We start from the raw sequence: 20,356 nt of genomic DNA on the forward strand, positions 1-20,356 counted from the left end.
GATGGTTGAATGATTAATCAGGAACAGACTTCGCTTTCATGGCTCGATGAGGAAATTAATTCTTCTGTCTTTAGCGATCGCCGCCGTGCCAGTCGTTTTAAAAGTCTCATGCAAAAACTCTGGCGGGGGATGGGCAACAGCCTCCCTTTTGCCTGCCAGGATAATGCAGCAACAAAAGCCGCTTACCGGTTCCTTTCCAGTGACAGGATTGATGAGCAGCACCTGCTGCAGGGACATTCCGAGGCTACCAGTCAAAGGATATATGCGCTGCAAGGTGAGAAGATTCTACTGCTTCAGGACACCACAACATTTGGCTACCACCGGGATAACCCTGATGCAGTAGGATTTGCAGGCAATCACACCTAATCAAGATGGGGAATGATGCAGGTGTCAATTGTGGGATCCTGATGCATTCGAGCCTGGCAGTGACGACATCAGGGCTCCCGCTGGGTCTGACCGCGGTGAAGTTCTGGACCCGAAAAAAATTCAAAGGCACTAACGCACTTAAAAGGAAAATTAATCCGACCGTTTTTTTACATCAGATCACTGGCTGACAGTCAAAGACGTGGCTCACGTCTTCATGGTTGACATAGTCTGTCCGGACAGAGATGTCCATATCCGAGCAAGTTTCCGGCAGGAACGAGGTTGCCATAGCTCCGGATGAGAGCATGCCAGTCAGAATCAGTACTGCAGTCACGCTAAATTTTTTCATCTGTATATTCCTCTTCATCAGATATCGCCGTTTCACCTGTTAATGTGTATTAAAAACCCTGTGGTTCATACAGGGTCAACACCCTTACGCTGTTTTTTCTGGTGGGATAAGGACAAAAAAAAAGCTACCTGGGGGTAACCTGACTAAAACAGTCATCAAGGAAAACGGACAACAGGGATAGGGTTGTCCTGGAGGGTGTGTCCGCATGTGAGGTCGCCGGCGGAACCGGAGGTGACCCCCACTATAGTGGCAGTCAGTCCGGCAGTTCCCTCTGCGACCATCTCACGCGTTTACTGCTCAGGTTCAGGGTAATACCGTCCCGGATTACTTATCAAGTACTGCAGTCACGCGGGCAACGTTTTTCTGGTCTGCACTGGTGATGCGGTAGGACGAAGCACCGGATTCCTGGGCGATAGCGGCAATTTTCGCTTCCGCGTTGTTCAGGGTGTCAGCAGTAACGCTGACGGACTGGGCGAAGCCGGAGAAAGAAACTACGGAGAGCATACCGGCAGCAGCAAGCAGTTTGATGTTTTTCATGGTCATATTCCTTGGGTTATCTGGTCATCTGGTCATCTGGTCATCTGGTGATACCGGCGTCATCGCCGTCTCACCTGTTGATGTGTATTAAAAACCCTGTAGTAAATACAGGGTCAACAAGTTATTTTGTAAATTATTGTCGGCTGTGTTTTTGTCGTTTTCATACAACCCAGCTCTTGAAAGAGCCTCACTGTGGCTGACGAGAAATGAGAAAATACGGCCGTAACAGACACCGCGAAACCGGGATTGCGCTGGGGAGATAGGTCGGTGCAGGGCAAGTTAACTTACAGGATTAGTGAGGGTTTATGATGTTACGGCTACTGATTAAGTACGCGTGCGTATTCTGGCGAAGTTGAACGGTTATTCCGGAGGAACGTGAACGCGTTATTCCCTAACGCGCCCTAACTTCTTTTTATTACACCGACCGTTCACTTTCAGTCAACCTGTGCCAGTCGTTTTCTCATCGACTCACCCTTCATTTCCAGCCGGTGGGAGTTATGCATCAGACGATCAAGGATCGCGTCTGCCAGCGTGTTATCGCCAACGCAGCCATACCACTCATCCGTTGGCAGCTGGCTTATCATCACCGTGGCGTTCTTTCCGTATCTGTCATCCATCAGTTCCAGCAGATCGTTACGCTGCGCTGGCAGCAACGGCTCAAGGCCCCAGTCATCCAGGATAAGCAGCTGCGTTTTTGACAGCTGAGCCAGCTGCTTTCGGTAACTACCGTCTGCGCGGCTGTGCGTCAGTTCAACCAGCAACCGGTTCAGTCTCCAGTACTGTACGCTGTAACCCTGCTGGCAGGCGTTGTTGCCAAGGGCGCAGCCCACATAGGTTTTGCCGCAACCGCAGGGGCCGGTTATCAGCAGGTTCTGCCCCCTGACCACCCATTCGTTCTGGCTTAGCTGAGCGATCCGAGAACGTTCCAGGTTTCTCGCTGGCTGGTAGTCGATGTCCTGGACCGAGGCTTCAAGCCTCAGGCGGGCTTTTTGTAGCAGACGTTTCTGTTTACGCTGATCCCTTTCGAGTGATTCGCGCGTGACCAGCAACGCCAGTCTTTCCCTGAAGGAGAGCTCTTCGTAAGTGCCGGGTTGCTCCATCTGTGAGGACAGCGCGGCCGCCATTCCCGTCAGTTTCATTTCTGTCAGCTGTTTCATCAGCGTATGTGGCATTATCGGATCCCTTGTTTCAGTGGAAGTGGCGTGGGCCACGGATGTTTTCATGTTCCTGAGGAAGCTCCCGGGACGGGTGCAGATCTTTGTCCGCCGGAACCAGGTCGCGGTTATTCTTCAGGATCGACTTTATCTGCTTCAGCCGGGTTAACCCCTCTGCATTGGCCAGCCGACAGCTGTTATTGACGCGCTCAGAAGGATATTCACGCGTCAGGCTCAGCAGCCCCAGACACAGGCGATAGGCCTGTTCCGGATGCGCTTTTTCAGCCAGACGCTCGCTGACCCACGTGAAGGTGTCGGAGCCCACACCGGCCGCCCAGCTTTTCAGCCGCTCTGGCGTCCACTGCTGATGATGACGATGGCGCTCCGGCATATGTTCTGCTGCCGTACTGTTGCCCGGATGAAGACGCCGCGGGTGACTGGCGATCATCTGCCCGTCAGACCAGACTTCAAGCAGGTTGTCGAAGGCATGAAGCTCCACCGTTTTACCGACGTGCTGATGGGGGACTGAGTAGTGATGCTGTTCATATTCCACGTGATAATCGATATTCACCTTCGCTTTTTTGATGTGCCGGTAGCGCCACTACTGCACCGGTAATGGCCTGAGCACAGTTTTGTCCAGCCTTTCGAAGGCCTCACGGCGATTGCCCGGCAGTTTTTTGAAGGGACGTTCGTTGAGCCCGGTTACCAGCGTACGGATACAGTGGTTCAGCTCAGCAAGCGAGAAGAAGACCTGGTGACGGAGCCGGGCCAGGATCCAGCGTTCGACGATCTGAACGCCAACTTCCGCCTTCGGCTTGTCTCTGGGTTTTCTGGGGCGGGCAGGTATCACCGCAACCTGATAATGCTCAGCCAGCTGCTGATAGGAGGGATTCAGTTCGGGATCGTAACGACTGGCTTTGCTAACCCCGCTTTTCAGGTTATCCGGAACCAGGATTTCGGGGACTCCACCGAAGAACTCCAGCATCCTGACGTGGCTGAGAAGCCAGTCTGACAGCGACTGCGTATAGGTAGCCTCCGCGAAGGTGTAGTTTGATGCGCCCAGCACCGCCACGAAGATCTGGGCCTGCCGGCATTCACCCGTCTCAGGTGAGATAACCGACACTGTGGGTCCACAATAGTCGATAAAGCATTTTTCACCGGCAAGATGCTGCTGGCGCATGGAGCGTTTCTGTGACTGGCACCAGGTCTGATAGCGGCAGCAGAACTGCGAGTAGCTGTACGCCCGAACCGGCATCCTCTGGCAGTATCCCTCCCACAGCAGGTGGCGGGTGACGCCTTTTTACGCAGCTCCATATGGATTTCAGCCCAGTCGGGATCCTCCAGCGCGCCAGGACGACTGTCAGACTCAGGATAAAGCAGACTGGCAAGTCGGGGCTCTGACATTCCTTCCGGAAGTGGCCAGGAGATCCCAGCGGCTTCAAGTCGTTTGAGCATTTTCTGGATGGCACCCGTGCTGACATCTGCGCACTGGCTTATCTGGCGGAAGGACAGGCCGACTTCAAAACGCAGCCTTAAAATTTCATGGATTTTATGCATTGCGATTCTCTTGTTTGGCATATATCACACCCTGGAATAAAAGGGATAGATATAGCATCAAAAATCAATGCGTTAAGAATGATTCTGGCAACGTGAACGGCAATTCCGGTCGGGTGAACACCGATTCTGGCAAAATGAACAGTGATTCTGGTCATGGTGCAAAATCGGGGTATTTTCCGCCGGAATACGCGTTCACGCAAAACCAGAAATAGCGTTCACGTTCCGCCAGAATACGCAACGCGATCACCGCCGGAATGTGTAAGCGTTAAACGAGCGCCGTATTGACGGTTATTTATCGGTAAGAACCACGTTCCATGGCAGCAGTTCCGCCACTTTGTTGCTGGGCCATTCCGGCAGTACGCTCAGGATATGGCGAAGGTAGGCCTCCGGATCGATACCATTGAGCCTGCATGTTCCGATAAGACCATTCAGCAGGGCTCCGCGCTCACCGCCGTGGTCGCTGCCGAAGAAGATAAAATTCTTTTTCCCAAGACAGACGGCACGAAGGGCTCGTTCGGCTGTGTTGTTATCAGGCTCTGCCAGGCCATCATCACAGTAGTAGCACAGCGCATCCCACTGGTTCAGGGCATAAGCGAACGCTTCGCCCAGACGGGATTTTTTCGACAGAGTGGCGCTTTTCTCCACTAACCAGTCATGCAGGGATATCAGCAGCGGCTTACTTCGGGACTGCCTGGCTGCCAGCCGCTCAGTTGCAGGGAGGCCCCGTATTGCTTCTTCGATTGAACCGCCCCGGGAATCCTGGAGACTAAACTCTCAGTAAAAGGAGATCCCTGATGAAATCAAAATCAGCTAATCGTTACCCGCCGGAATTACGTGAGCGCGCTGTCAGAATGCTCATTGAGCATCTTGATGAATATGACTCTGAACCGGATGCTATCCGTGCCATATCGTCAAAAATTGGTTGTCATTACGATACCCTGAAAGGCTGGCTACGCCAGCACAGAAATGACTTACGCGGTGGTATCAGCCCCGTCAGGACTGGTGATGGCGAGCTGACCAGTAACGAACGTCAACGTTTAAAAGAGCTGGAGAGGGAAAACCGGGAGTTGCGTCGCAGCAATGATATTCTGCGTCAGGCATCAGCCTATTTTGCTCAGGCGGAGCTCGACCGCCACTGGAAAAAATAATGCCACTGCTCGAACGTCTGAGTGGTGCCCACGGGGTCGGGCCGGTATGCCGCGAGCTGGATATTGCCCCGTCGACATATTACTGGCATCAGCAACGTCAGCAATCGCCGGAAAAACACAGCCAGCGCTCGCAGCGTGATGCGCTTCTGAAGGTGCAGATACAGCGGGTGTACGACGATAACTATGGCGTCTATGGAGCCCGCAAGGTCTGGCGTCAGTTACAGCGGGAGGGCATCGGCGTGGCCAGATGTACAGTGGAACGGTTGATGAAACTGATGGGGCTCGCAGGCGTGCTCCAGGGCAAAAAAGTCCGCACCACAACCAGTCGCAGAGATACCGCAGCACAGGACAGGGTAAACCGCCAGTTCGTAGCGGAATGTCCCAACCAGCTTTGGTGTGCAGATTTTACCTACGTCATCACCTGGCAGGGCTTCGCCTATGTGGCGTTCATTATCGACGTGTTCGCTGGCGTCATCGTGGGCTGGCGGGTCTCATCATCGATGGAAACGTCGTTCGTCCTGGATGCGCTGGAACAGGCACTGTGGTCACGGTGACCTTCGGGCACCATCCATCACAGCGACAAAGGCTCTCAGTATGTCTCGCTGGCCTACACGCAGCGGTTGCAGGATGCAGAGCTGCTGGCTTCCACGGGGAGTACCGGTGACTTGTATGATAACGCGATGGCGGAGAGTATCAACGGTCTGTACAAAGCGGAGGTCATCCACCGTCAGGCCTGGAAGAAGCGCTCAGAAGTGGAACTGGCTACGCTGGCATGGGTGGACTGGTACAACAATCGTCGGTTGCTGGAACGACTTGGTCACATCCCTCCGATAGAGGCAGAAAAAGCGTATTACGCTTCCATCGGGAACAAGGTTCTGGCAGCCTGAACTTCCGAACTTAACTCTCTCCAGGAAAACCGGGGCGGTTCAGTATGAAAACGCCCTCCGGGTGGTTGCGCTGGGGCGCCGTAACTACATGTTCTTCGGCTCTGATGGTGGTGGTGACAGTGCGGCAGTGATGTACAGCCTGATCGGTAGCTGCAAACTTAACGGCATCGAGCCGGAAGCCTGGCTGCGCCATGTGATCAGCGTCATCAACACCTGGCCCGCCAACCGCGTGAAAGAACTGCTGCCCTGGAACGTCACCCTCTCTGTAAACTAATTTTTACCCCACGTCCTTCACGGTGCGCTTACGGTCAGGCGGAGTTAAGGTATTGTAGAAGTGTTGATTTCGGCGGGCTTAGAATGCAAAAACGGACCACCATGGAGGTCCGTTGATATGAATTTGGTGCAAGACTCGCAATCGAACCAAAGATGCGGGGATTTTCAAAACTCGTGCTTAATTTGGTAATTCTGACGGTAAAGGCCAGTCTTCTGGTACCAGGGCAGGGGGCTTGGTCCAGGGAAGCTCGGTTAAAGCATCCTGGAACCACTGGTCGCGAAGATTTGCGTGCTCTGTCACGATAAGCTGGAAGCCTGGGACTTCTTCTTGTGTAAACTTCAGCAGTAACGCAAACAGTCTACGTACTGCTGCTAAGTCAGCATCAGCTTCCGTTTTCTGAACAGTACCATCAGCTTCCTGGTAAATTTTTTCAGAAGGGAAATAAACTTGGGTAGGCTGATCAATTAAAAGAAACTGAGGAATGGGGCAATTGTTCTTTGAAGCAAAGAGATGAAGGGCTAACAAGGCAGACAGGTGATAAGCGAGATGATTTTCGCCACCGCCAGTTCGACTCATTGGTACCGGACGATCTGTACGATCAAAGATAATAGTCATTTGGCTTAGATCAAACCGTGCAGGGAGCCCCTGAAATTCTGCATCAAAAGCCTGGATGTAGCGTGTAATCTGTGACGAAATGTTATTCAGAATAGATATGAGTCTTTCATGGCTGCTATCAGCTCCAAATTTCCTTTGTAGGTCTTCGACTTTGAGCTTTAGACGACGATTTTCTGCTTCATATGTGGCCAGTTCTGAGTTAGGTACAAGGTCTTCAAGGAACAAACTTATACGACCAATTACTCTTGCCGCAGCATTATTGCGTGTGCCTAATTGCTCAATAACTTCGTTTGCCGCGATTGCCGCAGCAAGCTCCACTTCTTTGGCTCTTATCGAACTTACAATGGTCTGAACCTCATCTTCTAGTTCAGTAAGATAAACATCCATTTTAGGGCGTTGGCCAGCCACAATGCTCATTTCAGCGTCGAGAGTTGTTAGTTCGCTCAGGAGTGCTTTAGCAATTGGAGATTCCAGTGCTAAATTTGCTTCACAGAATGGCCATTGCCATTCACCAGTTTCCGGATTTTTCGGTAGAGCCTTGATAGAAGATAATCGGTCTTGCTGCTCTAAAACTTCGTTTTCAAAATTACCTGATTGCTTGGCATACATCCGAGCAGAATCAATTCGGGACTGGGTCTGACGTCTGTCTTGTCGTAAACCAGCAATTTCATTTTCAAGAATGGATATTCTATGTCCATCGTCTTCAGGTAGGGGGGACGGAATCCATTGCATTGCAGAACGCAAAACATCAATTACTTCGTCAGTTCCGATTCTCTCTTTGTCTTGTGTGATGATACCCACGGCTCTGGCTTCAGATAAAAGCCCAGAACCTTTTAGCAGTGATGTATCGATTGTATCGCGAGCTTGTTCAAGACGTTTGGCGTTGATTTTCAGATCTCGTTGTGCTGTTCGGAGTTTGGCCTCAAGTTCATAGCGATCATTTGATGAAATACCTAAAAGAATCGGTAATGTGTCGCGAATAGCTTGTGGCTGAAATGCCTCATTTTGTCGATAAAAAAGTTGATCTTTATTTGCTACAAGGCCCTGCTTTTGGAAAAGGTAATAAAAAGTATGCTTGATGTTTGCTTCAAAGCTTTCTCTGCTGTGCCCAATTGCCACGTCTGTACGGTTCTCGCGGATGCCAAGTAATCGTGACAACAGTGCGACTACAGAATCATCATCGGTGTTAACCGAGAGGTCTTTGAAATTTGGTGCGGTCAGTTCATTTCCTCGTCGCAGCATAACGGTGCCACAGCTTGTGGCTCCTGCATTTGGTGTTGGTTTCGCGATTAGTACTTGTTCCTGTGAAAATTGATAAATGACTGCGAACCATGACACTTTATCGCGAATAATACCTTCTGGTACGTTAAAAGTAGATCGACCCATACAGTATTCAATGATCTCAGAAAGAGCTGATTTACCGGTTGAGGAACGGCCAGTAATGACATTTAAACCATTAACCTTAAATTGCAGGTCCCGACGTTGGCCATCATGGCTGTAGACATGAATCGACTTAATTTTCATGGGCGTATTCCAAAGGTCGTGTACACCGTAACGCGATCTGCAATACGGGCAAATTCTTTTCCTATATAGCGCGCGACACGCTGGCATGAGATTGATTCTTCAGTCCCTATGACCGATTTGCGAACTTTATTAGGTATTGTTTTCAATCGGCCGTCTTGCGTTACGACAAAACATCCTCGTTCCATGAGCACTCCAAAAGCTTCAAGCGTAAATGGCAGCATATTATTGACGCGGTTAGCAAAATTAATGAGTAATTTGGGATTGTTTTCTATAGTTTTCAAAAGGTAGCGGCGAGGATTTTCAGCAAACACTTGGCGAGAATCTTTTTGCAGACATAATGGTAAAACTAAAAGAGCGAGAGAAAATGGCATGCCCTGTGAGTTTTCCTCTTCGTAGCTCTGCATTGCTCTGAATAGTACAACACCACAAAATGCAGGATTGAAAAGATTCCTTATCTCGAATGGACGCTGATCCCATTGCTTCATGCTTGGGCTCCCAACAATTGCCCAATTCTATTTAGGAAGTGGGGATGCCAGAAAATTTTGGGTAGTGGTCTACTGTTCGCAAGGATGTGAAATCCTCCTCGAACTACATAAGGCTCAGTCACTCGTTCTCGGATTCGCAATGAGTGAATATTACCACTTTCAAGATCGGCCCATTGATACAATGCTTTTCCCGCAGTAATAAGTACTTCGTCAGCTGAATTTTCATCTAATTCTTCAAAAACTACGTCTTTATAGCGACTCCATTCATCAACAAGGCGGTCTTCATAATCTTCCATCTCTCCTGTTACCAAAAGGTTTTCACGCGCCCATGAAGAACGCTGCTCAAATGCTCGGTAGTAGTCGAGAATAGCGTTTCGGATACGATTAGAGGAAACCCCTATTTCACGGAGTTGCACAACAAAGAGCCTGGGATCATTCATCGCATCGATTTCTCCAACGGGAATTTTTCCTCTGAACGTAATCGGCAGATTGTCCGATTTGTACTCTTCAGAAAATGCTGCAAGTTTGTCGGAAATCTCATAACCAAAAATCGCCTCTTTACGTTTCCCTGTTAGCAGATCGACTATCGTGTTATTCCACCACCCTTCAAGTCGTTCAAAAATAGCGTCTCGGTTATCGCGTCTAATGATACGCATGTGTTGATTTTTGATAATTGTTGGGAGGTCTTCAATGCGAGGCCCGCCATCAAATATGATTATCCGTGATAAGAAGTCATCTTTTTGCTCATCAGTCAGTTTATTGAACTCATCGGCTATTGCCGTGATCAGTTTTGACTTGCTTCTAGCCAGAGCTGTGTTGGTGAGTTGAGTTATTGATACTGAATTATCGTCTTTTGTTGGCGGTTCGACTAAGAAGTGTTGCAGGAACGAGGAGTTTGAGATAGATCCGGTCGTAAACAAAAAGAAACGAAGATTTGCTTCGGTTTTACCATCACGATTATAGCGGTCAAGCCAGATGCGGACTGACTTCCAAAAATCGGTAGACAGGTCGGTTAGAGTATCCCCATCCCCTTTGTGTTTGAGCGATGCCAGTGTTTTGACACCATCAAAACTAACGAAGTCTAGGTCATCATCTTTTTCGATCAAAACAGATGTATCTTCTGGCCACTGAAGAAGCTTAAGTAGCGCAAAACGAGGCTGATAGATATACCCTAAGCCCTGTTCACCAGCAGCGTATTGATCGCTAGATACTCCGGTCATTTTAAGTCCCTGCGTCGATTGCGCTTTCAGCTGTACGGAAAAATGGCTCATGAAAGCAACAAGTTACCATCCAATGTTTGGTGGTACGTATCACATCATCGATATTAGCTTAAAACAATACCACTGTGTTTCCTGCGTGAATAGAAAAAGTAAGTACTTGAGAATGCTAAATGTGAAGTGAATAGCCTTCCGTGCCGAGGTTTATCGTGCTGATGAGGCACTTTGTAACCTGAATGGAAAACGGCGTTCGGTCATGTGAAGGTTTTTGTTGTAAAAACGCTTCTTAATAGGGGGACCTATATGGTCTTCCCCCGTATTGCAAGAACGCAGTGACAATGAAAGTAACAGGTTTGCTTTCGTATATTCGGCCTGTTGATGAAGCTACTGCTTCTGGCCTTGATGAAACATTCGCGCATATCGTCCTTAACGCTTACACGGCCTTGATTAATTCTGGCCAAGCCCCGATCCCAGGTTTTCGATATGCAGGTTTGACCTGTTTTTCATCGTTTCTGCTTTCTACGCAATGCTGGAGTTAACGGTATAAATTACCCTGTTTCAACTTCTTATTTCATGCTACCGAAACCCGGTAAACTTCATTACGAGTGATAATAACCCAGGCAATACGAATTAACTTATTTGCCAGGGCGACGACTGCCCTGTTAAATCCTCGTTTCTCCCGGACCAGGTTAACCCATGAGCTAAGTTGATCCGTTTTGCCTGCGGATCTGAACAAAACAGCTCGGGCACCATGTATCAGCATTGATCTGACGTAGCTGTTTCCACATTTGGTGATCCCCAGAAGAACCTGTTGCCCCCCTGTGCTGAATTGTCGTGGAACCAACCCAAGAGCCGCTGAAGCATCCCGACCTCTTTTAAACTGTTTTCCATCACCCATCCAGCTTTTCACTGCCAGACTAACCAGTGGACCAAAACCCGGAATAGAAAGTAGGCGCTGGCATACTGAATCCCCGGCGGCATTTTTTCGCTGTCGGTTGTCATACCATATGAGTTCATCATCCAGAGCCGCCAGCCGCTGATATTGCCGTTGTAACAGTTCACGCATCTGGGGCGTAAATCCATTCTCTGCATCTTCAAGCAACTCGGGTAATTTACGTCGAAGCTCAGTTGCGCCTTTACGCAAAACAATACCATACTCTGCCATTAACCCTCTGATATGGTTGATTAACTGCGTTCTTTCTTCAGAAACAAGTCGTCGCATTTTTAAAAAGGTTTGTTCATCCTGCTGAGATAGCGTTTTTACCGGAACTGGGCGAATTGTTCCGTGCCAGCAGGCTTCGGCAATGGCCTGAGCATCGTTATAGTCGTTTTTCTGGCGACGCTGATAAGCCCTGACGTGCTGAGCGGGTAGCATCACAACATCATGCCCCGTCTTTTGAATTTCTCTGGCCCAGTGATGAGAAGCACCACATGCCTCCATGGCGACAATCATCCTGGACTGTGTCGTAAACCAGCCAATCAACTTTTCACGAGAGAGCTTAATCCTTCCACCAGGCTTCCCTTCCGGTGAAAGGCTGAAAAGATAAAAATTTGTTTTCGCAAGATCAATTCCAATAATGTTCAGCCTTGACATGGTTTCTCACCCTTTCAACGCTGATTGAATTACCACCATCATGACGGTATTGAGAGTCGCCGTGAAGGAGGGGGTAGACCATCTCATCGCTTACGTTGCTGATGAAGACATTACAAACATCGCGGTGTATTAATCAACGGGGATCAGGTCAACCCGCCTCAACAATGGCGAGTCACTGACCGTCAGGAGCCTTGCTGACGAATTTAGCATTTGCGAAAAAACAATACGGCGTGATCTGACCGAACGTCTTGCTTACCTGAACTTGCTCCGACAGGGAAAGCAGTACTGGATCGCTTCACGTTTAAGTCCATACAGCGCGGTAAATATGCCAGAAGGTTATAGAACAAACAAAAAATAAAAGAATTACGTTCCCCGCACCTTCAGGTGCGGGTGAACAACCACTAACTTTTTGTCGATGAACTGAGAAGATTGTCAATATAATCAGCGTACCACTGCATCATTTCTCGTCTTCCATCCAGATACTGTGCATGGTTATATGTGCCGCGAATGCTGTTTTTATCCACGTGAGCGAGCTGCATCTCGATCCAGACTGTATTAAACCCCTGCTCATGCAAAATGGTGCTCATAGTGTGGCGAAAGCCGTGTCCGGTAGCTTTACCATCGTAGCCGATACGTTTGATAACCATGTTGATACTGGCTTCACTCATCGGTTTGTTGATGTTGCAGCGCCCTGGAAACACGAGTTGATACTGACCGGTATAAGTGCGGAGTTCCAGCAGGATCGACAGAACCTGGTCTGACAAAGGCACCAGATGTTTGCGGCGCTTTTTCATCCGGCTTTCGGGGATTGTCCACAATGCATTCTCCAGATCAAACTCTTGCCATTCTGCAGCGCGAAGTTCAATCGTACGAACCCCCGTCAGTAGCAGCAGACTGGTTGCCATACGCGTAATGCAACTGCCATGGTAATTAGCCAGACTGGCAAGGAACGCGGGTAACTCGGATGCCTGTAGGTGAGGGAAGTGCTCGGTCTTTGGTGCGGTCAGAGTACCGGTCAGTTCCGCAGCTGGATTAATCGTCGCACGCCCTGTTGCTATGGCGTAACGGAAGATCTGATTGCAGTACTGCCGGACCTTACGTAATTTTTCCAGCGAACCGCGTTTTTCAATCAGCCGTAAAACTTCCAGCATCTCCAGAGGCAGGATCTCAGCGACAGGGCGTTTGCCCACATACGGGAAAATATCCTTCTCCAGCGCCTCCTGAACGCTTTCTGCGTAGCTTTCCGACCATGAGATACACTTATGCTTATGCCACTCCATGGCGAGTGCCCTGAAGGTATTTACGACGGATATTTTTTTGGCGAGTTTTTCGAGCTGCTTTTTCTCACTCGGATCGCCGCCATCAGCAATCACTTTTCTGGCTTCATCGCGTTTTACACGCGCGTCAGCCAGAGAGATTTCAGGATAAACACCGATAGATAACTTTTTCTCTTTACCGGCGATACGGTATTTCATACGCCAGTAGCGTTTTCCGGTGGTGGTTACCAGGAGAAAAAGGCCACGTTCGTCAGAGAGTTTATAGTCCTTCTCTTTAGGCTTGGCGGTCTCGACCTGCCGGGCTGTCAGTGCCATATGGGGGCCTCAATTTTCATTGAACACAAAGAGCCCCCTGAAAAGCCCCCGGATGCAACTTGATTTAGAGAGAATCGAGTTGAGGTCAGTGGAGTTCGTAATGTTGGAAAGTGGCGTATAGCAGTGATTATACTTGAGTTTTGTGATGTTTGGGAGACGTACATTGAAGTGAAAGTGGTGCCCGGACTCGGAATCGAACCAAGGATTCGTTTCTATAGCAACGAAATCACCGAATAACAGTGAGTTACCTTTACGCTTCGATTCCGAATGTACCACTGTTTTGTACCACCCTCAATGCCTTCTGCTCCTTCTTGATACTTTTAACGCGGTATGGCCCACACATGATCAGGCTCCTTGTTTACCAGAGGGGCGACGGGGTATTCTTGCCAGTAATTTTACACTTTCGGTATCAGCCTAATGACCACTAATATTTCTTCTTTAGCCAGCCTTATCTGGTCCGTTGCCGACCTGCTGCGTGGTGATTTCAAGCAATCCCAGTATGGTCGCATCATCCTGCCATTTACTGTACTGCGTCGTCTTGAGTGTGTACTCGCTCCTACTAAGGCACAGATACTGGCAACAGTAGAAAACACAAAGGCGCTGCCAGATCTCGCGAGAGATAAATTACTGCTCAATGCGTCAGGTCAGGCGTTCTATAACACCTCGCCGCTGGAACTGAGCAAACTGGGCGAAAATCATGTGGGTGATAACCTGGACGCCTACGTGCGGGCTTTCTCAAAAGACGCCCGTGAGGTCTTCGAGCATTTCAGCTTCGAGGCCAGCATTACCCTGCTTGAAGATGCGGACCTGCTGTATAAAGTTTCCCGTTCCTTTGCGACGGTAGACCTGTCACCTGAGGCGGTCGACAACTACCACATGGGCCTGGTGTTTGAAGAGCTGATCCGTCGCTTTGCGGAAAGTTCGAATGAGACCGCCGGGGAGCACTTTACCCCACGTGATATTGTGCGTCTGACGACCTCTCTGGTGTTCTCTGGTGATGATGATGTCCTGGCAAAACCCGGTGTTGTTCGCTCCATCTATGACCCAACGGCGGGTACTGGCGGCTTCCTGTCCTGTGGGATGGAATACCTGCATGAACTGAACCCGGCAGCTCGTCTTGCCACCTTCGGTCAGGAGCTGAACCCGGAGTCCTATGCTATCTGTAAAGCCGATATGCTGATAAAGGGGCAGGACATCAGCAACATCAAGCTCGGTAACACGCTCTCCGATGACCAGCTTCGCTTTAATCGTTTCGACTACTGCCTGTCGAACCCACCATTCGGCGTGGACTGGAAGAAAGTAGAGAAGCAGGTGCGTGATGAAGCTGATAAACAGGGCTTTAATGGGCGCTTCGGTCCAGGTCTGCCACGTGTATCTGATGGCTCTCTGCTGTTCCTGATGCACCTCATCTCGAAAATGCAGCAGCCCGGTACTGACAGTACTGGTTCCCGTATCGGTATCATCCTGAATGGCTCCCCGCTGTTTACCGGTGGTGCAGGGAGTGGCGAGAGTGAAATTCGTCGCTATATTCTGGAAAACGATTTGCTGGATGCCCTGGTCGCACTACCAACCGATATGTTCTACAACACGGGCATTGCGACCTATGTCTGGGTACTGTCGAACCACAAACCCGCAGAACGTAAAGGCAAAGTCCTGCTGATTAACGCCAGTGATATGCATTCACCGATGCGTAAGTCTTTAGGCAGTAAGCGTAAGTTTCTGAGCGATGAAGTACTGAAAGAGATTGTCAGTCTGTACAGCCGCTACGAAGAAAGCTCCATCGCCAAAATATTCCCGAGTACTGCTTTTGGTTATCGGCGTATTACAGTAGAACGACCGCTGAAACTGGCGTTCTATCCACATGACACGGAACGACTGGCGAACCTGCAAGCCGATAAGGCCTGGACGAAACTTGATGGCTCTTTACAGGTGGCTATTCTGGCAGCACTGGCGAGCTTCACTGATGACAAATTGCTCTCACGTGATAAGTTCAAGAAGCAACTCACCAAAGCGTTAGGTGATGTGAAGCTACCTGCTCCGGTATTCAAGTTACTGGTGAATCATCTGGCTGAACAGGATGATGCAGCCGAGGTGTGCAGGACTAAGGGTGAAGCGGAACCGAACCCGGAGCTGCGGGATAACGAGAACGTGCCGTTAGGGGAAGATATTCACGAGTACTTCAAACGTGAAGTACTGCCCCATGTACCGGACGCGTGGATTGATACCGGTAAGACGGACCCGCTGGATGGTCAGGTGGGGATTGTCGGTTATGAAATCCCGTTTAACCGTCACTTCTACCAGTACCAGCCCCCACGTGATTTAGCTGAGATTGATGCTGACCTCGATGTGGTTGCCCGTGAGATTATGCAGTTGCTGGCGGAGGTGCATTCGTGAGTACTGAACAAGTGGAAGTACTGGGAAAATACCAACCCTATCCTGAGTATAAGGATTCGGGGGTGGAGTGGTTAGGTGAAGTACCTCAACATTGGCAGACTGGTCGTTTGGGGTCTTTTGGTTACTTTATCTCTGGCTGTGGATTCCCCCATGAATACCAAGGCAGCCAGGATGGGCTTTATCCATTCTATAAAGTTAGTGATACAAATAATGATGGAAATGAAAAATATTTATCAAAGGCTGAAAACTACGTAAGCAAAGAAGTTGCCAGCAAATTAGGTGCTCGTATTTGCTCTGCCGGTGGGATTATGTTCCCCAAAGTCGGTGCCGCATTACTTGGAAATAAGAGACGAATTCTAACCCTGCCGTCCATTACAGATAATAACACGATGGTATATTTCTCGTATGAGGGGAACTCATCGTATTGGTATTACTGGCTTAGCCAGTTAGATTTCGGTCAGTTAAGTAATCCAGGCCCTGTCCCATCTATAAACGAATCCCAACTTAAAGATTTTGTTGCTATCTGCCCTACGCAGTATGAACAACGCACCATCGCCGCCTTCCTCGACTATGAAACCGCCCGTATCGACAAGCTGATTGCCCAGCATCAGCGACTGATTGAACTACTCAAAGAGAAGCGGCAGGCTGTGATTTCCCACGCTGTCACGAAAGGTCTGAACCCTGATGCTCCGATGAAAGACTCCGGCGTAGAGTGGCTGGGTGAGGTGCCGGAGCATTGGCAATGTGTGCCATTTGGTTTGTTAGCATTACGAGCAGATCTTGGTGGGAACTATCTTGGTGGGCAAGAGGAGGCTGGTCTTCCTTTTTTAAAAATGGGAAATTTAGGTCGAGGTCGCATTGTTCTTGATAAATTAGAGTATTTGGAACTAGGCGTTGACTATGACGACTCTCACAACCTAGAAAGTGGTGATTTTTTATTCAACACAAGAAATAGCCTAGAGCTTGTAGGTAAAGTTGCCATTTGGAATGGTGAGCTTGAACGTGCTCTTTACAACTCAAATATATTGAGGGTGAGATTCAAAAAAGAATTCATCTCAAATGCTGATTTCATGGGGGCTGTATTTAATTCATCTGGAGCATTAGGATGGCTCGCTCTTCTTGCAAAAGGTACTACGAGTGTAGCTGCCATTTATTATAAAGATTTACGTTCAATGATGATTCCTGTCCCCCCACTTGAAGAGCAAGAAGTAATTGCTTCTTACGTTCTACAAGTCATGGATAGGTTAGATGCTCTTGAGAAAAAGGCTATTCAATCAATTGATTTTATGAATGAACGCCGCACTGCCCTGATTTCCGCCGCCGTGACCGGTAAGATTGACCTTCGGGGATGGACCCAGCCTGGCGAGGTGGTCGCATGAGTGACAAAGCCCGTGAACGCGCCTTTCAGGACCATATTATTGCCGCACTTGCCAGTGCTGGCTGGTTAATCGGTGATTCGGCTCACTACGACAGAGAACGAGCTATATACCCGGAAGACCTGATTGGTTTTGTCCAGCAGAGCCAGCCCGAGGGATGGCAGAAGTACTGCAAAACCTACGGTGAAGCTCCTGAACGCCATCTGCTGGATGCCGCAGTACGCCAGCTAACCCGCTCCGAAGGCGGTACACTGTGGCTGCTGCGTAACCAAATCGAGGATCGCGGTCATCGTCTGAAACTAGCGAGTTTTAAACCAGACAATGACCTTAATCCAGAGCTACTAACGCGTTATCAGGCCAACCGCCTGCGTGTGGTTCCAGAGTTGATTTACAGCCCTCATGGTTATGACGGGCGAATCGACCTGACGCTGTTCCTTAACGGTATCCCCGTCGCTACGCTGGAGCTGAAATCCTGCTTTAAGCAGTCTCTGGAAAATGCCAAGAAACAGTACCGGTTCGATCGCCAGCTTAAGACACTGGGTAAAATCGAACCCCTGCTCAGTTTCCGCCGGGGAGCTCTGGTTCACTTTGCGGTGAATCAGTTCGAGGTGGCAATGACGACTAAACTTGCTGGCGAATCGACCTTCTTCCTTCCCTTCAACAAAGGGACGTCGGAAGGTGGAGCCGGTAATGACCAGCCGGAAGTGGGCTATGGCACGGAGTACCTGTGGAAAGAGATCCTGCAACCGGATAACTTCCTGAGGATTCTGGCCCGTTATCTGCACCTTGAAGTCAAAATTGAAGAAGACCCACTCGGTAAGCAGCAGAAGAAAGAAACGATGATCTTTCCCCGCTACCATCAGTGGGCCGTGGTGCAGAAACTGCTCAGTACTGTTCACCTGGAAGGGCCTGGGCAGAAATACCTTATTCAGCACTCAGCGGGTTCCGGTAAGTCGAATTCTATCGCCTGGCTGACACACCAGCTCGCCTCACTCAGTCGCGGAGAGAAACTGTTTGATTCGGTCATCGTGGTGACAGACCGTACAGTACTGGATAGTCAGCTCCAGGAAACAATCGGGCAGTTCGACCATGCATCCGGTGTAGTAAGCCGTATTAACCGTGATGAAGGGGATGGGAGTAAGTCATCACAACTGACTGAAGCTCTGTCAAAAGGCACCCCCATTATAATCGTTACCATCCAGACCTTTCCGCATGTACTGAAAGCCATTCAGGAATCCACCACGCTCAAAAGCTCACGCTTTGCGGTTGTCGCTGACGAAGCCCACTCCAGTCAAAGTGGCAGCACTGCCAGACAGCTGCGTGAGGTACTGATGGCTGAACAGGTGGAAGAGGAAATGTCAGCAGAAGACATGATGAACCTGACGCTGGCTGCCCGTGGCGGCAGTAAGAACATCAGCTATTTTGCTTTCACGGCAACACCCAAAGCTAAGACACTGGAGCTGTTTGGTCGACCTGATAAGCTGGATATGCCGCTTGGCACTGAAAATAAGCCAAAACCTTTCCATGTGTATTCCATGCGGCAGGCCATCGAAGAAGGCTTCATTCTCGATGTACTGAAGAACTACACCAATTATTCACTGGCCTATAAGCTCGCCATGCAGACCGAAACTGACAGTGAGGTGGATTCCAAAAAAGCCCGTACCCGTTTGTCTAAGTGGGTACGCCTGCATCCGCACAATATTGGGCAAAAAGTCGCGATCATCGTTGAGCATTTCCGTTCTAATGTGATGAATCTACTGGCCGGTCAGGCCAAAGCGATGGTTGTCACCAGCAGCCGCCTTGAGGCCGTTCGTTACAAACTGGCTTTCGACAAGTACGTCAAAGAACAAGGTTACGGGGCCATACAGGCTATGGTGGCCTTCTCTGGTGAGATTGAAGAGGAGGGGCAGACCTTTAACGAGCGAAACATGAACCCTGATCTCAATGGTCGGGACATGCGGAAAGCATTCGATACCCAGGACTATCAGGTCATGCTGGTGGCGAACAAGTTTCAGACGGGATTTGACCAGCCGAAACTCTGTGCCATGTATGTCGATAAGAAGCTGACTGGCGTTGACTGTATCCAGACCCTCTCCCGACTGAACCGCACCTATCCAGGCAAGGACAGTACTTTTGTCCTGGATTTTGTGAATGACCCTCAGGATGTCCTAGAAGAGTTTCAGAAGTACTACGAGACGGCGAAACTTGAAACCGTGTCAGACCCCAATCTGGTATATGACCTGTTCCATAAACTCAAAGGGACGGGCATTTTTACCTGGAGTGAGGTCGAGTCATTCACTGATGCCTACTTCGATCCCAAGCGTGGACCAGAGTCCTTAACCGGCTATATCAAACCCGCCGTAGACCGGTTCAGTAAACGCTACAAGCTCGCCAGTGAAGCGATACGCGAATCCCGCCGGATGCTCAAAGATATTGAGCTGGAAGGTGGTTCAAAGACAGATAAGGTGAATGCTGAACGACGCGTAACCGAAGCCGCAGAAGCCAGAGCGGAACTCGATTTGTTCAAGAAGGACCTGAACAGCTACATCCGCTTCTACGAGTTTGTGTCTCAGATCACGTCATTTGATGACCAGGACCTGGAACGCCTCTGTGTCTTCGCCCGCCATTTACTACCGATGCTTCGTCAGGAAGTACTGGAAGAAGACGAGATAGACCTTTCAGCGGTGATCCTGAGCCATTACAGCCTCAGGGCTAAACGAACCCAGGATCTGAAACTGCAAGAAGATGCTCAGGGCTACGGCTTAGAGGGCGTATCGGCAGTGGGCAGTGCTAAAGCCCGTGAGGAAAAGAAAGACTTCCTCTCGCATATTCTGGAACAGCTTAACGATTTGTTCGGTACAGAAGTGACCGATGGTGACAAACTCGACTGGTTGCAGGGTATGGCGAGTAAAATTGCTGAGAACCAGCCGTTAATGGAGCAGGTACGCAACAATTCCCGTGACGCCATTATGTTAGGTGATTTCCCGAAAGCGGTCGATGCTGCTGTGATTGAGCGGATGGATACGCAGAACGGCATGTCGCTGGATTACCTTTCCCGACCGGACGCGGCTAACCGTATCCAGAGCCTGTTGCTGGACATACTGCTCAAGGGACTGGGTGAACATTTATAGTGTATGGCAGGGGGGGGCCGTGGATTCCCTCCCTTAACACGAAAGGTTGCTTTGACAAACTGAAATGCACTGAAACGAGCACGTCACGGAGGAGGAATACGGAAATTTTAGCCAAAGGTTACAGGAAAAGTTACAACGAAACCCTTACGTGGTGAGGCT

Annotated in this window: 13 protein-coding genes, 4 pseudogenes and 1 other annotated feature; of the genes and pseudogenes, 7 read left to right on the top strand and 10 right to left on the bottom strand. The window is 49.6% G+C overall.

The window, feature by feature from the left end; all coding sequences use genetic code 11:
• The first annotated feature begins 9 nt into the window (after positions 1-9).
• On the top strand, positions 10-366 hold the full coding sequence (locus HVZ39_RS04440) for a transposase DNA-binding-containing protein (RefSeq protein WP_016154428.1): 357 nt from the start codon (positions 10-12) through the stop codon (positions 364-366).
• A gap of 172 nt (positions 367-538) precedes the next feature.
• Here the strand turns inward: HVZ39_RS04440 and HVZ39_RS04445 are convergent, their stop codons facing one another.
• From HVZ39_RS04445 to HVZ39_RS04465, 5 genes and pseudogenes are all read right to left on the bottom strand, one after another.
• Complete coding sequence (locus tag HVZ39_RS04445; RefSeq protein ID WP_045890344.1) at positions 539-730, bottom strand: hypothetical protein; 192 nt, start codon at positions 728-730, stop codon at positions 539-541.
• Positions 731-1,036: 306 nt separating this feature from the next.
• Positions 1,037-1,249 (bottom strand): DUF1471 domain-containing protein, encoded by a 213-nt coding sequence (locus tag HVZ39_RS04450; RefSeq protein ID WP_016154425.1) that lies wholly within the window; start codon positions 1,247-1,249, stop codon positions 1,037-1,039.
• Between the two features lie 434 nt (positions 1,250-1,683).
• Positions 1,684-2,424, bottom strand: a complete 741-nt coding sequence (istB, locus tag HVZ39_RS04455) for an IS21-like element helper ATPase IstB (protein ID WP_269150626.1) — start codon at positions 2,422-2,424, stop codon at positions 1,684-1,686.
• Between the two features lie 13 nt (positions 2,425-2,437).
• Positions 2,438-3,981, bottom strand: a pseudogene (gene istA / locus HVZ39_RS04460) (IS21 family transposase).
• A gap of 267 nt (positions 3,982-4,248) precedes the next feature.
• Positions 4,249-4,704, bottom strand: a pseudogene (locus tag HVZ39_RS04465) (transposase); the annotation flags it as partial.
• Between the two features lie 50 nt (positions 4,705-4,754).
• Between HVZ39_RS04465 and HVZ39_RS04470 the strand changes: the two are divergent.
• Both HVZ39_RS04470 and HVZ39_RS04475 read left to right on the top strand, forming a co-directional pair.
• Positions 4,755-5,995, top strand: a pseudogene (locus tag HVZ39_RS04470) (IS3 family transposase).
• Positions 5,063-5,179 (top strand) — a sequence feature (AL1L pseudoknot). It overlaps the preceding pseudogene by 117 nt.
• Before the next feature lie 46 nt (positions 5,996-6,041).
• Positions 6,042-6,269: pseudogene (locus HVZ39_RS04475) on the top strand (transposase domain-containing protein); the annotation flags it as partial.
• Between the two features lie 177 nt (positions 6,270-6,446).
• On the opposite strand, the gene HVZ39_RS04480 reads toward HVZ39_RS04475, so the two are convergent.
• The 4 genes from HVZ39_RS04480 to HVZ39_RS04495 all read right to left on the bottom strand — a co-directional run bounded on the left by HVZ39_RS04480 (position 6,447) and on the right by HVZ39_RS04495 (position 11,704).
• Positions 6,447-8,408, bottom strand: coding sequence for a DUF3732 domain-containing protein (locus tag HVZ39_RS04480; protein ID WP_016154418.1), 1,962 nt, complete (start codon positions 8,406-8,408; stop codon positions 6,447-6,449).
• On the bottom strand, positions 8,405-8,893 hold the full coding sequence (locus tag HVZ39_RS04485; RefSeq protein WP_016154417.1) for a three component ABC system middle component: 489 nt from the start codon (positions 8,891-8,893) through the stop codon (positions 8,405-8,407). The genes HVZ39_RS04480 and HVZ39_RS04485 overlap by 4 nt, the downstream gene beginning before the upstream one ends.
• Positions 8,890-10,164: an ABC-three component system protein gene (locus HVZ39_RS04490; protein WP_249419294.1), complete on the bottom strand. Its 1,275-nt coding sequence runs from the start codon at positions 10,162-10,164 to the stop codon at positions 8,890-8,892. The genes HVZ39_RS04485 and HVZ39_RS04490 overlap by 4 nt, the downstream gene beginning before the upstream one ends.
• Before the next feature lie 517 nt (positions 10,165-10,681).
• The gene (locus HVZ39_RS04495; protein WP_032950067.1) at positions 10,682-11,704 is read right to left on the bottom strand and encodes an IS110 family transposase; all 1,023 of its coding nucleotides are present in this window, start codon (positions 11,702-11,704) and stop codon (positions 10,682-10,684) included.
• Between the two features lie 175 nt (positions 11,705-11,879).
• On the opposite strand from HVZ39_RS04495, the gene HVZ39_RS26545 reads away from it, so the two are divergent.
• The gene (locus tag HVZ39_RS26545; protein WP_223226790.1) at positions 11,880-12,062 is read left to right on the top strand and encodes a DeoR family transcriptional regulator; all 183 of its coding nucleotides are present in this window, start codon (positions 11,880-11,882) and stop codon (positions 12,060-12,062) included.
• A 43-nt stretch (positions 12,063-12,105) separates the two neighbouring features.
• Here the strand turns inward: HVZ39_RS26545 and HVZ39_RS04505 are convergent, their stop codons facing one another.
• Positions 12,106-13,296, bottom strand: coding sequence for an integrase arm-type DNA-binding domain-containing protein (locus HVZ39_RS04505; protein WP_016154414.1), 1,191 nt, complete (start codon positions 13,294-13,296; stop codon positions 12,106-12,108).
• Positions 13,297-13,713: 417 nt separating this feature from the next.
• Between HVZ39_RS04505 and HVZ39_RS04510 the strand changes: the two genes are divergently transcribed.
• Genes HVZ39_RS04510 through HVZ39_RS04520 form a run of 3 tightly spaced genes read left to right on the top strand, consistent with a single transcriptional unit; the run spans position 13,714 to position 20,197 of the window.
• Positions 13,714-15,690: a class I SAM-dependent DNA methyltransferase gene (locus HVZ39_RS04510; protein ID WP_181633261.1), complete on the top strand. Its 1,977-nt coding sequence runs from the start codon at positions 13,714-13,716 to the stop codon at positions 15,688-15,690.
• Complete coding sequence (locus tag HVZ39_RS04515) at positions 15,687-17,069, top strand: restriction endonuclease subunit S (protein WP_181633262.1); 1,383 nt, start codon at positions 15,687-15,689, stop codon at positions 17,067-17,069. The genes HVZ39_RS04510 and HVZ39_RS04515 overlap by 4 nt, the downstream gene beginning before the upstream one ends.
• The gene (locus HVZ39_RS04520) at positions 17,066-20,197 is read left to right on the top strand and encodes a DEAD/DEAH box helicase family protein (protein ID WP_181633263.1); all 3,132 of its coding nucleotides are present in this window, start codon (positions 17,066-17,068) and stop codon (positions 20,195-20,197) included. The genes HVZ39_RS04515 and HVZ39_RS04520 overlap by 4 nt, the downstream gene beginning before the upstream one ends.
• Positions 20,198-20,356 lie beyond the last annotated feature (159 nt).

The organism is Citrobacter sp. RHB35-C21 (genome assembly GCF_013816515.1).
Taxonomy (GTDB): Bacteria; Pseudomonadota; Gammaproteobacteria; order Enterobacterales; family Enterobacteriaceae; genus Citrobacter; species Citrobacter braakii.

Bases quoted from the DNA above. Each gene is read 5' to 3' on its own strand.
- HVZ39_RS04440 (WP_016154428.1), top strand. From the start codon at position 10: ATGATTAATCAGGAACAGACTTCGCTTTCATGGCTCGATGAGGAAATT.
- HVZ39_RS04495 (WP_032950067.1), bottom strand. From the start codon at position 11,704: ATGTCAAGGCTGAACATTATTGGAATTGATCTTGCGAAAACAAATTTT.
- HVZ39_RS04505 (WP_016154414.1), bottom strand. From the start codon at position 13,296: ATGGCACTGACAGCCCGGCAGGTCGAGACCGCCAAGCCTAAAGAGAAG.
- HVZ39_RS04445 (WP_045890344.1), bottom strand. From the start codon at position 730: ATGAAGAGGAATATACAGATGAAAAAATTTAGCGTGACTGCAGTACTG.
- HVZ39_RS04450 (WP_016154425.1), bottom strand. From the start codon at position 1,249: ATGAAAAACATCAAACTGCTTGCTGCTGCCGGTATGCTCTCCGTAGTT.
- HVZ39_RS04520 (WP_181633263.1), top strand. From the start codon at position 17,066: ATGAGTGACAAAGCCCGTGAACGCGCCTTTCAGGACCATATTATTGCC.
- HVZ39_RS04490 (WP_249419294.1), bottom strand. From the start codon at position 10,164: ATGAGCCATTTTTCCGTACAGCTGAAAGCGCAATCGACGCAGGGACTT.
- HVZ39_RS04510 (WP_181633261.1), top strand. From the start codon at position 13,714: ATGACCACTAATATTTCTTCTTTAGCCAGCCTTATCTGGTCCGTTGCC.
- HVZ39_RS04480 (WP_016154418.1), bottom strand. From the start codon at position 8,408: ATGAAAATTAAGTCGATTCATGTCTACAGCCATGATGGCCAACGTCGG.
- HVZ39_RS04485 (WP_016154417.1), bottom strand. From the start codon at position 8,893: ATGAAGCAATGGGATCAGCGTCCATTCGAGATAAGGAATCTTTTCAAT.